The 12,916-nt window shown below is 70.2% G+C and carries 12 protein-coding genes; 4 read left to right on the forward strand and 8 right to left on the reverse strand.

From position 1 onward, the window contains the following. Positions 1–294: 294 nt before the first annotated feature. The 7 genes from BUB97_RS13620 to BUB97_RS13650 all read right to left on the reverse strand — a co-directional run bounded on the left by BUB97_RS13620 (position 295) and on the right by BUB97_RS13650 (position 7,696). Positions 295–1,320 (reverse strand): ABC transporter substrate-binding protein, encoded by a 1,026-nt coding sequence (locus tag BUB97_RS13620; protein WP_073135621.1) that lies wholly within the window; start codon positions 1,318–1,320, stop codon positions 295–297. Between the two features lie 137 nt (positions 1,321–1,457). Continuing rightward, positions 1,458–2,060, reverse strand: coding sequence for a hypothetical protein (locus BUB97_RS13625; protein ID WP_086062186.1), 603 nt, complete (start codon positions 2,058–2,060; stop codon positions 1,458–1,460). 135 nt (positions 2,061–2,195) lie between these two features. Beyond that, positions 2,196–3,398 (reverse strand): FAD-binding protein, encoded by a 1,203-nt coding sequence (locus tag BUB97_RS13630; protein ID WP_073135626.1) that lies wholly within the window; start codon positions 3,396–3,398, stop codon positions 2,196–2,198. Next, positions 3,395–4,834 carry an FAD-linked oxidase C-terminal domain-containing protein gene (locus tag BUB97_RS13635; RefSeq protein WP_073135628.1) on the reverse strand — a complete coding sequence of 480 codons (1,440 nt, stop codon included), beginning with the start codon at positions 4,832–4,834 and terminating at the stop codon, positions 3,395–3,397. The genes BUB97_RS13630 and BUB97_RS13635 overlap by 4 nt, the downstream gene beginning before the upstream one ends. A gap of 174 nt (positions 4,835–5,008) precedes the next feature. After that, positions 5,009–5,134: a type B 50S ribosomal protein L36 gene (gene ykgO, locus BUB97_RS13640; protein ID WP_043337704.1), complete on the reverse strand. Its 126-nt coding sequence runs from the start codon at positions 5,132–5,134 to the stop codon at positions 5,009–5,011. Between the two features lie 402 nt (positions 5,135–5,536). Beyond that, positions 5,537–6,790 (reverse strand): Hsp70 family protein, encoded by a 1,254-nt coding sequence (locus tag BUB97_RS13645; protein ID WP_073135630.1) that lies wholly within the window; start codon positions 6,788–6,790, stop codon positions 5,537–5,539. A 75-nt stretch (positions 6,791–6,865) separates the two neighbouring features. Further along, entirely contained in the window at positions 6,866–7,696 is an 831-nt protein-coding gene (locus tag BUB97_RS13650) for a sulfite exporter TauE/SafE family protein (RefSeq protein ID WP_073135632.1), read from the reverse strand. Here BUB97_RS13650 and BUB97_RS13655 point away from each other — a divergent pair. Continuing rightward, entirely contained in the window at positions 7,688–8,572 is an 885-nt protein-coding gene (locus BUB97_RS13655; RefSeq protein WP_245818301.1) for a sulfite exporter TauE/SafE family protein, read from the forward strand. The genes BUB97_RS13650 and BUB97_RS13655 overlap by 9 nt on opposite strands. Before the next feature lie 47 nt (positions 8,573–8,619). Beyond that, positions 8,620–9,342, forward strand: a complete 723-nt coding sequence (cuyB, locus tag BUB97_RS13660; protein ID WP_073135634.1) for a cysteate racemase — start codon at positions 8,620–8,622, stop codon at positions 9,340–9,342. 12 nt (positions 9,343–9,354) lie between these two features. On the opposite strand, the gene BUB97_RS13665 is transcribed toward cuyB, so the two are convergent. Next, positions 9,355–9,897 carry a cupin domain-containing protein gene (locus BUB97_RS13665; protein ID WP_175562631.1) on the reverse strand — a complete coding sequence of 181 codons (543 nt, stop codon included), beginning with the start codon at positions 9,895–9,897 and terminating at the stop codon, positions 9,355–9,357. Positions 9,898–10,111: 214 nt separating this feature from the next. On the opposite strand from BUB97_RS13665, the gene BUB97_RS13670 reads away from it, so the two are divergent. Together BUB97_RS13670 and BUB97_RS13675 are read left to right on the forward strand one after the other, a co-directional pair. Beyond that, positions 10,112–11,041, forward strand: a complete 930-nt coding sequence (locus BUB97_RS13670; RefSeq protein ID WP_073135636.1) for a dihydrodipicolinate synthase family protein — start codon at positions 10,112–10,114, stop codon at positions 11,039–11,041. A gap of 121 nt (positions 11,042–11,162) precedes the next feature. After that, complete coding sequence (locus BUB97_RS13675) at positions 11,163–12,761, forward strand: ABC transporter substrate-binding protein (protein WP_073135638.1); 1,599 nt, start codon at positions 11,163–11,165, stop codon at positions 12,759–12,761. Positions 12,762–12,916: the final 155 nt, after the last annotated feature.

The following is a 12,916-nucleotide window of genomic DNA, read 5'->3' on the forward strand; positions in this document are numbered from 1 at the left end:
GGGGAGAGAAAGAAGGAATTCTTCCTCTCCCCGGATCCCTCACCTTCTTCTTTTTCTTCGAGTTTGAAATCATGGGGCTGCCGGCGCACCTGAGGTCTCAGACCTCAGGCGACTGCAAAGGCGGAATCAGCACCCTCCAACCCGAGACCCCTTCGATCCGGGTTATCCACGGCAGTCAGACGGGGTTCCAAGGGCCTCAGGCCCTTGGCGGGTTGAGGGCGGAGCCCTCAACATCAAGAAGCCCCACCACAACGCGCCGATCCGGCCCCTGCCGAGGCGCGCTTGGTGCCGGAGCTAGAGCATCCGCACCGGCGGTGCCGGCAGGAACTCGTCCGTATAGGCCTGCTCGGGGGTCGGCCGGCTCGGCAGCTTGAAGGTGTCCACCGTCGCGTCGATCTGCCGCTTCATCCGCGCGGGCTCCACGAAGGAGAGTCCGTGCTGCCTCACCGTGTCGGAGAGGAGCATCTGGTCGAAGGCGAGCTTCTGCCGCTCGGCTTCAATCGCGGCATCCGTCAGCGCCTCGCGCGCCTTCAGATGCGTGACGGCCTCGGCGGGGTTGCGATAGGCCCAGACCATGCCCTCGGTCAGCGCGCCCACCGCGGCGCGGATGGCCTCCGGCTTGTCGCGCAGCACGGCGCGCGTGGTCACCAGCCCCGAGCCGTAGAAGTCGAGCCCGGCGTCCCGGTAGTAGAAGATCCGCTGCTGCGGCAGGTCCATCCCCAGGGCCTTCAGAGAGAGCGCGGTGGAGGTGACGAAGCCGGTGATGCCGTCGGCCCGGCGCTGGACCAGCATCGGCTCCCGCAGCTCGGGCGAGACGCTCATCCAATTGATGGAGCCGAGGTCGATCCCGACCGCCTGGGCAAAGACGGGGAAGATCTGCCGCCCGCCATCGAATTCCGGCGCGGCCAGGGTCTTGCCGGCCAGCTGCTTCGGCTCGCGGATCGGCCCATCGGCGCGAACGGTGGCCGAGAGGGGCGAGCGGTCATAGAGGATGGCGACGCAGACCAGCCCGCGATCGGGGTTCTCGGCCATGAAGCGCAGCTGGGGCGTCAGGTCGCCGAACCCCAGCTCATAGGTGCCGGCCGCGATGTCGATCGGCACGCGGCCGGAGCCGTAGCCGCGGTTGATCGGCATTTCGAGGTTGTACTTGCGGAACAGCCCGTTCCGCTCGGCGGCGATGGCGAAGGAGTAGCCGCCGTGGATCGCCCAATCGAGAGTGAACTTCACCCGGTGCGGCGCCTGCGCGAGGGAAAGACGGGGCGCGGCGAGAAGCCCGGCGCCGAGGCCCAGCGCCGCACGCCGGCCGATGGTCTGCGTCATGTTCCAACCCCTGGCTGAAGGGCGGGTCTCCGCCCGATCAGCCTGGGATCGCAAGAAACGGGCCGCCTCAGGCGGCCCGTTCCTCGCTCGCACTCAGCTTCCTGCCGTGGAGGCGCCCAAAAATGGGGCGCCCGCCTTCAGGGGAAGGTGACGTTCGCCACGCTGCAGAGATCGACCCCGCGCCGCTCCTCCGCCGCCCGGTCCTCGTACTCCACCCGGATGTCGTAGTTGCACTCGCCCGCCGGCAGGCGGATGGCGAAGGTGCCGCCCGGGGGAACGACGGCATTGCCCAGCCGGTCCTCGCCCCAGCTGCTGTCGGAGCTGGGCGAGGCGCGCAGGACCTGGATGGTCTTGTTGGTGCGATTCACCAGGTTGAAGGAGGGGTTGCCCGAGCGGCTGCCCTGCACGGCGCCCCGCTTGCCCGAGCCGCCCGGCGCGGCCTGCTGGTTGCCGAAGACCACCTCGTTCACCCGGCAGGTGTCGATGGCCCGCCGCTCCTCGGAGCGCCCGCCCTCATAGACCACGCGGATGTCGTTGGAGCACTGGCCCGTGGGCAGCCGGACCGCGAAGGAACGGCCATTGCCCAGCACGTTCTGCCCCAGCAGGTCCTGCCCCCAGGTGTTCACCTGGGCGGAGGAGACGTAGAGTTCCTGGATCGTCTGGCCGGAACGGTTGACCAGGTTGAAGCTTGGGTCGCCCTGCGCCAGCGCCGGCGCAAGCCCGGCCAGAAGGAGCGTCATTGCAAGCAGGCCTCGGCGCAACAAGGACAACCGCATATCTTTATCTCTCCGTGTGATTCGCGGGGGCGGAGTTTGGCCGCGCCGCCGCGGAGAAGACAAACAGCAATGCGTGATGATTGTGTTGAGCGCTACGCCTCAGCCGCCCGCCCGCATCCGGCCCGGATTCAGCCGCCCCGCGGGGTCCAGGGCGGCCTTGACCCGGGCGGAAAGCGCCGCCAGCGCCGGGGGCTCCGGCGGAATCACCGCCACCGCCGCCCGCAGCGGATCGGGCGCGCGGAACAGGGTGAAGGTGCCTCCCACCGCCCCGGCGGCGGCCATCACCGCCGCATGCGCCTCGGCGCTCGCCGGGCCCGCGACCCAGACTAGCCCGCCGCCCCAGTCCAGCATCACCCGCGCGCCGATCCCGTCGCGCAGGGCCGCCACCATGCCGGCCGCGCGCGAGGGTCGGACGGAAACCCGCCACACCGCCTCCTCCTGGCCTGGGGCCAGCGGCGCCACGTCGCGGATCGCGCGCCACAGCGCGCGGGAGGCCTCGGCCTCGATCACCCGGCCGGCCGGCAGGAGCTGCTGCAGCCGCGCCATGCGGTAGGTGACGGAGGCTTCCACATCTTCCAGCCGAAGCAGCGCGGCCGGGCCAGCCACGCCGCCGTCCACACCATTGGCCGAGGCGCCGGCGGGCAGCATCGCCGCGCCCGTCACCCCATAGGGGCTGGTCAGCGCCGCCGAGAGTGCCGCGACCCCGGCCGCCTCGTCGGCCACGGGCAGCACCAGCGTGGCGGTCCGCTCGGCGGCAGGGCCGACTTTCAGCGTCACCTCCGTGATCACGCCCAGCGTCCCATGGCTGCCCGCGAGCAGCTTGCAGAGGTCGAGGCCCGTGACGTTCTTGTGGACCCGGCCGCCGGAGCGCAGCACCTCGCCCGCGCCGTTGACGAAGCGGATGCCCAGCACCGCATCCCGCAGGGCGAAGCCGGTGATGCGCCGGGGGCCGGAGAGGTTGGCCGCGACCAGCCCGCCGATGGTGGGCGGCGGAGCGTCCGGCACGCCCATCAGCCCGCGCAAATCGGGCGGCTCGGGCACGAGGACCTGGTTGCCCTCCGCCAGCGCCGCATCGATCTCGGCCAGCGTGGTGCCCGCGCGGGCGGAGACCACCATTTCCTGCGGCCGCAGCAGGGTGATGCCGGTGAGGTTGCGGGTGGAGAGGGTGCGGGCCGCCTGCACCGGCCGCAGCATGCCCAGCAAGGTGCCGCTGCCCTCGATGGCGAGCGGCGCCGCCGCGTTGCGCAGCGCGGTCGCGACCTCTTCCTCCGTGCGTGGCGCGAGGTCCGGGACCGCGCTCATGCCGCGAGGAGGGGATTGTCGGTGAGCGGGAAGACCTTGGCGGGGTTCAGCAGCCAGTCCGGATCGAAGGCGGACTTCACCCGCCGCTGCTGCGCCAGCTCGGCCGGGTTGAACTGCACCGGCATCAGGTCCCGCTTCTCTACGCCCACCCCGTGCTCGCCCGTGAGGCAGCCGCCGACCTCGACGCAGAGCCTGAGGATATCGGCACCGAAGGCCTCAGCCTTGCGGAAGCTCTCGGGGTCGTTCGCGTCGAACATGATCAGCGGGTGCAGGTTGCCGTCGCCGGCATGGAACACATTGGCCACGCCCAGCCCATAGGCCTCACTCATCTCGCCGATCCGCCGCAGCACATGAGGCAGCTCGCCGGTGGGGATGGTGCCGTCCATGCAGAGGTAATCCGGGCTGATCCGCCCCACCGCGCCGAAGGCGCCCTTGCGGCCCTTCCAGATAGCGAGCGATTCCTCCGCGCTGGTGGCGACGCGCATGGAGATGGGGTCGAAGCGCGCGCAGATGTCGCGGATGCGCGCCAGCAGCGCGTCCTGCTCCTCCAGGCTGCCCTCCACCTCAATGATGAGCATCGCCTCCGCATCCAGCGGGTAGCCGGCCTTGGCGAAGGCCTCGCAGGCCTGGATGCAGGGGCGGTCCATGAATTCCAGCGCCACGGGAATCACGCCGCTGGCCATGATGGCATCCACCGCGGCGCCCGCCACCTCCGTGCTGCCAAAGGCCGCCAGCATCGCGCGCTGCCCTTCGGCCGCGCGCAGGATCCGAACCGTCACCTCAGTGACGATGCCGAGCTGGCCCTCGCTGCCCGTGATGATGCCGAGCCAGTCATAGCCCGCGGCATCCAGGTGCCCGCCGCCGATCTCGATCACCTCGCCGGTGATGGTGACGAACTTCACGCCGAGCAGGTTGTTCGCGGTGACGCCGTATTTGAGGCAATGCGCGCCGCCGGAATTCATCATCACGTTGCCGCCGATCATGCAGGCGAGCTGCGAGGACGGGTCGGGCGCGTAGAAGAACCCCTCCCCCTCCACGGCCTTGGTGATGCCAAGATTCGTCACCCCCGCCTCCACTACGGCCAGCCGGTCCGTGAAGGAGACGTCCAGGATGCGGTTCATCCGCATCAGTCCGATCACAACCGAATCGGCCAGGGGCAGCGCTCCGCCGGAAAGGCTCGTCCCGGCTCCGCGCGGCACCACCCGCACCCCGTTCTCGTGGCAGAAGCGCAGGGTGGCAGCCACCTGCTCGGTGGAGGTCGGCAGCACCACGGCCATGGGCGGCTGGCGATAGGCCGAGAGCCCGTCGGTCTCATAGGGGCGCAGCCGCAGGGGCTCGGTGATCACGCCATCCCCGGGCACCAGGGCGCGCAGCCCGGCCAGGATCTCGTCGCGCCGGGCGAGGACATCGGCTTTGGGCGCGGGAAGCGGGATCATCGGGCGGTCCTCCGGCTTTGCCGCGCAGGATGGGATCGCCGGCCCGGCGCGGCAAGCACGGGCTTCCCACGCGGTGCGAACGCGGAAAGCCGCCGGGGCGGAACCCTCGGCGGCTTCACGTCGCATCCGCGCCCATACGGGCGAACGGGCGGGGGCGGAGCCCCGCCCGCGCGATCAGCCCTGGCGGGCCTTCAGGCGCGGGTTCTTCTTGTTCAGCACGTACAGACGGCCACGGCGGCGCACCACCACGCAGTTCTTGTCGCGCGTCTTTGCGGTCTTGAGGGAGTTGCGGATCTTCATCGGTCAGCCTGGCCACACGTCGAGGGGCGGGGCGACGTGAGCCGTCCCCCGGGGAGGCGGCGGTATATGGGTCACAGGCCCCGGGGTCAACCTCGCTGCCCCCAAACCGCTGCGGATCGGTGACGTTCCGTTCACCAACCGCACCGCAACATGGCCCTATCCCGGCAGGAGCAAGCCCGCCATGGTCGCCCGAATCATTGCAAGACTGCGCCTCATCCTGGCCCGTTGGACGGCCCGCAACACCTACCGCCCGGAGCGCCGCTACATGCGGGGAAGCCGAAGCACCCGCTGAACCGCCGCCGGCCCTGGCGAGGCCGGGCCTACCCTGGCGGATGAGAGCGTCAACACCATCGCGCTGCTCCTTCTCGCCAGCGCCGTTCCCTCCTACCTCGCCATCTTCGCCTATGGGCTGGTCTGATCCCGCCCCATCAGCGCCAGTCCCTCGGCCACCGAGACGAATTCGCCACCGCCGAAGATCCGCTCCTCCCCGAAGCGCCGGGTGAAGATGCTCCGCACGGCGGGCACCAGGGAGGTGCCGCCGGTGAGGAAGACCCGGTCCACCCCGGCGGCCTCCAGCCCGGCATCCGCCAGCGCGGCCTCCACCGCCGCCTCCATCCGCGCCAGGTCCGGGGCGATCCAGGCCTCGAAATCGGCCCGCGCGATCGGGGCCTCGATCTCGAAATCCTCGTGCCGGAAGCGAAGGACCGCCGCCTCCTCGGCGGAGAGGGCGGCCTTGGCGGAGGAGACGGCGCGGTAGAGGGCGTAGCCCGCCTCGTCCTCGATCAGCCGGACCAGCTGGTGCAGCATTTCGGGATGGTCCGCCGTGCGGGCCACCTCGGCGATGTCGCGCAGCGTCTTCGGCCCGCGCATCAGCGGCAGCTGGTGCCAGCGGGCGAAGCTGGCATACCAGGCGGGCGGGATGGGCAGCGGCTTGCCCATCACCCTGTATTCCCCGCCCTTACCGAGCCGGGGCGAGACCACATGGTCGATGATCCGCGTGTCGAAGGCGTCCCCCGCCAGCCCCACGCCCGCATGGCCGAGCGCGGTCACCTTCAGGGGCGGCCCGGGGTCGAAGCGCAGCACGGAGAAGTCGCTCGTGCCGCCGCCGAAGTCCCCCACGAGCACGGTCGCGGGCCGGTCGATCTCGCCGGCGAATCGCTGCCCGGCCGCCGCGGGCTCCAGCGCCACGGAAACCTCGGGCAGGCCGGCCTGGGCGAAGGCGGCGCGGAGCCGCGCCTCGCCGAGGTCGTCCTCGGCCCGGTCTCCCACGAAGCGCACGGGGCGCCCCACCACCACCCGCGCGCCGGCCATCTCGGCCCCGAAGGGCGCCAGCAGCTCCCGCAGGAACAGCGCGATCAGCGCCTCCAGCGTCCAGCGGCGCCCGAAGATCCTTGTCTCCGTGAAGCTGCGCTGGGCCAGGTAGCTCTTCATCGACATGACGAGCCGGCTGGCCAGCGGTTCGTCCAGATAGGCCTCGATCCCCGCGGGCCCGGCGGCATGGCGCAGCGCGCCGCCCCTGGGGTCCGACCAGAAGCACAGGACGGAGCGGAACACCTCCCCCATCTCGTGCCGGAGCGTCACCGCCCGCCCATCCGGCCGCAGCGCCGTGACCACGCTGTTCGTGGTGCCGAAATCGATGCCGATGACAGGTTGCATGGCGCTGCTCCGCGGGGCCGCGGGTTCAAGCCCGGCCGCGCGGCGCTGGCAAGCCCCGGGCGGGCGGTGCCGCCCTCAGGTCACCAGCGAATAGATCATCCGCACCGCCGTGATCCCGAGGAACACGGCGAAGGCGCGCTTGAGCGCGAGCGGCGGGATGGTGTGCGCCAGATGCACCCCCCAGGGCGTCGCCAGCATGGAGGTGGGCACGATCAGCAGGCAGCCGATCAGGTTGACATAGCCGAGGCTGGCGGGCGGCAGCAGCGGATTGCCCCAGCCCGCATAGACGAAGCCGATGGCCGCCGGGATGGAGATGACGATGCCGAAGGCCGAGGCTGTGGCGACGGCGGAGCGGATCGGCGTGCCGAACATGTTCAGCAGGGGCACGCCCACCGTGCCACCCCCAATGCCCATCATGGCGGAGATGCCGCCGATAAAGACGCCGAGCAGCTGCCGCAGGATGCCGGTTGGGAAGGTCTCGCGCAGGCGCGCATCCACGCCGGTGAAGCCCATGTTCAGCGCCACCAGCAGCGCGATGGCGGCGAAGACGGCCGTCAGCGTCGCGCCCTTCACCCAAATGGCGATGACGGTACCGACCAGCACGCCCACGATCAGGGAGGGGATCATCGCCTTCAGCAGCGGCACGTCCATCGCGCCCTTCGCGCGGTGCTTGCGGGCGGACTGGATGGAGGTGGGAATGATGGTGGCGAGCGAGGTGCCCACCGCCAGCTTCATCTGCACTGCCTCGGGGATGCCAAGGAAGGGAAAGACGTTGAAGAGCACCGGGACGATCACGATGCCGCCACCGACGCCGAGCAACCCCGCCAGCGTGCCCGAAACCAGCCCCGTCGCCGCCATCACCGCGGCCAGCGCGGCGATCCAGACGGGGTCCTGCATATGCTCCATGGGTCGATCCTGGCCGGTTTGGCGGCCATTCCCGCCGCCCTCCAGGCTCTAGGCCGGAACGCCGCCCCTGTCAGGGGGGTGCTGGCGCGGGTCTGCCGCCCGGCGCATCATCGCCCCGTGCCGCTCATCGCCGACCCCTGGTTCTACGCCCTCGCCATCCCGGCCTTCCTCCTCAACGGGATCAGCAAGGGCAGTTTCGCCTCGGGGGCCGGCAATCTCTCCGTGCCCGTGATGGCGATGGTGATCCCGGCGCCCCAGGCGGTGGGGATCGCCCTGCCCGTTCTCTGCGTGATGGACGTGGCGGGGCTGCGGGCCTGGTGGGGGCGGTGGAGCACGCGGGAGATGCGGGCCATCCTTCCGGCCGGGCTGCTCGGCATCGTCATCGGCACCCTCACCTTCGGGCTGTTCTCCGCGCGCGGCATCAGCCTGATGTTAGGCATCCTCACCCTGGGCTTCCTGGCCCGCGCGCTCTGGCAGCGCGCCAGCGGCCGGGTGCCGCCGCCGGCCGCGCCGAACCGGCTCAAGGCCTGGTTCTTCGGCACGGCCTCGGGCTTCACCAGCACCCTCGCGCATACAGGGGGGCCGCCGCTGGCCATGTATCTCTATCCGCTGAAGCTGGACCGGCAGACGCTGGCGGCCACCACCACCGTCGTCTTCGGCGTGGTGAACTACGCGAAGATCCTGCCCTTCTGGGGGCTGGGGCTGCTGGACTGGACCAACATCCTCACCAGCCTCGTGCTGATGCCAGTCGCGCCCATCGGCGTGCATCTCGGCATCGCCCTGCAGAAGCGGATCAGCGACCGCAGCTTCTACAACTTCGTCTATGTGCTGCTCGGCATCACGGGCGCGAAGCTGGTGTGGGACGGGCTGGGCTGAGGGCGCGCGCGGCGCCTATACAAGGGCGTTCCGAGCGGAGAAGGGCGATGGAAGAGCGGATCCTGGGCGTCCTCGGCGGCATGGGCCCGCTGGCCAGCGCCGAGTTCATGCGCCAGCTCACCCTGCTGACGCCGGCCGAGCGGGACCAGGACCACATCCCCGCGATCCTCTGGTCCGACCCCCGCGTGCCGGACCGCACGGCCGCGCGCCAGGGGCGCGGGCCCGATCCCCTGCCCGCGCTGCTGCGGGGCATCCGTGGCCTGGAGGTCGCCGGCTGCGGCGCCATCGCTATCCCCTGCAACACGGCCCATGGCTGGATCGAGGGCATGCGCGCGGCGACGCGCCTTCCGATCCTTCATATCGTCGAGGCCGCCGCCGAGGCCCTGCGCGCGGCCGGCATCGGCCCGGGCCCGGTCGGCGTCATGGGCACCGCCGCCACCCTGGCCATGGGGCTGTACCAGGAGGGGCTGCGCGCCGGTGGCTGGGAGGTGCTGGTGCCGGACGAGGCCGAGATGGCCCGCTGGGTGAGCCCGGGAATCGCGCTGGTGAAGGCCAACCGCGTGGCCGAATCCCACGCGCCGCTGGCCGAGGCCGCCCGTGCCCTGGCGGCGCGCGGCGCGCGGGCGGTGGTGCTCGGCTGCACCGAGATCCCGCTGGGGATCGCGGCCGGGCCCGCCCTTCCCTTCCCGGTCATCGACACGATCGAGGCCCTGGCCCGCGCCTCCATCCGCTGGGCGCGGGGTGCGGCGGACGCGGCCAAGGCCGCCTGACGCCACTCGCCCTCAGACGGGCGGCAGCATCACGATTCCATGCCGCAGCCCGGCAGAGACGACGCGCGAGAAGTTGCAGGACGAGGCCGGCGGCACGGCCCAATAGGCCACGGGTTCGCCGGCATCGAGGAAGAAGCCCTCCTGCGCACGCCCCGGCATGGAGATGCTCAGCATCCGGCTCAGCCGCCCGCCTACCTGGCGGAAGCCATGGGGCGCGTCGGCCGGGATGGGGATGAAGTCGCCCTCGCCGCGCCGCAGCGTCTCGCGCCCGATGGTGAACTCCACCTCGCCCTCGAGGATGAGGAAGGACTCGGTATCGGCGTGCCGGTGCAGCGGCATGCCCGCGCCGCGGTTCATCGCCAGCTCGGAAAGGGAGAAGGCACCGCCCGTCTCGGCGGAGGTGGCCTTGAAGGTCACCAGCATGCCCAGCAGGTGAACCATCCGCCCGGGTTCCGCCCCGGTGGGGGCTAGGGGAACCCGGACAGAGGCCTGCGCCGGCTGAGGGAGGTCGGCGGTCCGGGCGGCCGACATGAGGGTCTCGATCACGTCACTCATGCGCATCTCCTCTCGGCCGCAGCGGGGGAACCGGCCGGATGATGGCGCCTTGGTCACGGATCGTGTCGGGCGCCTGGACGCAGGGCTTCTAGAGACCTCGCCGGGGCCCGCCCCCATCCATTTGGATGGGATGTGGAGATTTCCACATCAGCGATGCCGCTTGACCTGTTTATTTTATCCAATCTACGTTCCGCTTGCCGCGCAGGAGTGACCCATGGCGAAGAAGATCGGCTGGCAGGGCGTTTTCCCCGCCGTCACCACCCAGTTCCGCAAGGATTTCAGCCTGGACATCCAGGCCACCCACAAGGTGATCGAGAACCTGGTGCGCGACGGCGTCTCCGGCCTGATCGTCTGCGGCACCGTGGGCGAGAACACCGCCCTCTCCCTGAAGGAGAAGGTGCAGGTGATGGAGGCGGCCAAGGATGCCGCGCGCGGCCGCGTGCCCGTCATCGCCGGCATCGCCGAATTCACCACCGCCTTCGCCTGCGACACGGCGCGCGAGGCCGCGCGCATCGGCGTGGACGGGGTGATGGTGATGCCCGCCCTCGTCTATTCCGCGAAGCCGCACGAGACGGCCGCGCATTTCCGCGGCGTGGCCACCGCCACCGACCTGCCGGTGATGGTCTACAACAACCCGCCCATCTACAAGAACGACGTCACGCCCGACATCCTGGCGATGCTCGCCGATGTCGAGACGATCGTCTGCTTCAAGGAATCCTCGGGCGACACGCGCCGCTTCATTGATCTCCGCAACCTGGTCGGTGACCGCTTCACCTTGTTCGCGGGCCTGGACGACGTGGTGGTCGAGAGCGTGCTGATGGGCGCCGAGGGATGGGTGTCCGGCATGTCGAACGCGTTCCCCGTGGAGGGCGAGACGCTGTTCCGCCTGGCACGCCAGGGCCGGATGGCCGAGCTGATGCCGATCTACGAGTGGTTCATGCCGCTGCTGCACCTCGATGCGCGGCCGGACCTCGTTCAATGCATCAAGCTCTGCGAGGCCATCATGGGCCGCGGCTCCTCCATCACCCGTCCGCCCCGCCTGGCCCTTCCGGAAAAGGAGCGCGCGGAGGTGCAGGCCATGATGAAGGCCGCGCTCGCGAAGCGCCCCAAGCTGCCGGATGTCGGCCTGCCGCAGGCCGCCTGACCCGACGACAAGGAGCGGCCGGACACGGCCGCTCCCAAGCAAGCAAGACAGCATCGCTGGGGGCGCCATCCCCGCCGTTCCGGAGGGGCGCACGGCATCCAACGCGTAAGAGGATCGACCGATGAGCCTGACCCGCCGCCACCTTCTTGCCGGAGGCGCCGCCCTCGCGGCAGCCCCATCTCTTGGGGGGATGCCCTATATCGGCCCCGCCCGCGCGCAATCCGCGGCGCCGCTGCGCTTCATCCCCTCGACGCCCCTGCCCTCGCTCGATCCGATCGTCGCGACCAGCTACGTCATCCGCAACCATGGCTACCTCATCTACGACACGCTCTTTGCGACGGATGAGAACTTCCAGATCAAGCCGCAGATGGTGCAGCACTGGGAAAGCGCGCCGGACGGTCTGAAATGGACCTTCCAGCTGCGCGACGGTCTGATGTTCCACGACAACACCCCCGTCCGCGCGCAGGACTGCATCGCCTCCATCCGCCGCTGGTCCGCCCGCGACGCCTTCGGCCAGACCTTCGCCACCTTCGTGGACGGCTATGACGCGGTGGACGCCCGCACCTTCGCGGTGCGGCTGAAGAAGCCCTTCCCGCAGATCACCGCAGCCCTTGGCAAGCTCTCCTCCAACGTGCCCTTCATCATGCCCGAACGCGTGGCGATGACGGAGCCCACGCGCAACATCACCGAGGCCATCGGCTCCGGCCCCTGGCGCTTCCAGACGACGCAATGGGTGCCCGGCCAGAACGCGATCTACGAACGCTTCGCCGGCTACAAGCCGCGCGAGGAGGCGCCCTCCTGGGCCGCCGGCGGCAAGGTCGCGAAGATCGACCGGATCGAATGGGTCGGCCTCACCGAGCCCTCCGCCGCCGTGGGCGCGTTGATCCAGGGTGAGGTGGACTGGTACGAGCAGCCGCCGGTGGACCTGCTGCCCGTGCTGAAGCGGGACCGCAACATCACCATCCAGAACGTGCCGCTCGGCCTCATCCTGCTGATGCGCTTCAACCACACCCAGGCGCCCTTCAACAATCCGAAGATCCGCCAGGCCGTGATGATGGCAATGAAGCAGGAGGACTACATGCAGGCGGTGGTCGGCAGCCCCGACTACTACCAGGAGGCCAAGACCTTCTTCACGCCGGGCTCGCCCATGTCCACCGGCGCGGGCGGGGCCGAGGCGATGCGCGCGGACATCAACCGTGCGAAGGCGATGCTGCGCGAGGCGGGCTACGCGAACGAGAAGGTCGTCCTCCTCGCCCCGGCGGACCAGCCGATCGCCTACAACCAGTCGCTTGTCACGCAGCAGCTGCTGACCAATCTCGGGATGAATGTGGAGCTGATCTCCACGGACTGGGCGAGCTTCATCGGCCGCCGCGCCAATCGCGGGGCGCCCGACGCCGGTGGATGGTCTGTGTTCCACACGCTGTGGTCGGGTGCGGACGTGCTGAACCCCGCCCTGCACCCGCTGATCCGAAGCAACGGCGCCGCGGCCTGGTTCGGATGGCCGAACGATCCGCAGATCGAGACACTGCGCGATCAGTGGATCGCGAGCGACGACCTGAACACGCAGAAGACGCTGGCCGCCCAGATCGAGCGCCGCGCCTTCGAGACCGTGCCCTACGCCCCGGCGGGCAAGGTCGAGCAGCCCATGGCCTATCGCAAGAACCTCACGGGCATGGTGCTCTCCCCCGTTCAGTTCTTCTGGAACATGGAGAAGAAGTAGCCCTGGCCGGCGGGGCGGCACCGCATCGTGACGCCGCCCCATTTGCCGGGATGATCCGTCCGATCCTTGCAGGACCAAAGCGATGCATCGCCTCCTCGCCCTTCTCCTGCTTCTCGGCATGACCCCCGGCTGCTCGGCGCAGCTGGATTAGGAAG

Origin of the sequence: Muricoccus roseus, assembly GCF_900141905.1 — a bacterium.
In the GTDB taxonomy this organism is placed as follows: domain Bacteria; phylum Pseudomonadota; class Alphaproteobacteria; order Acetobacterales; family Acetobacteraceae; genus Roseomonas; species Roseomonas rosea.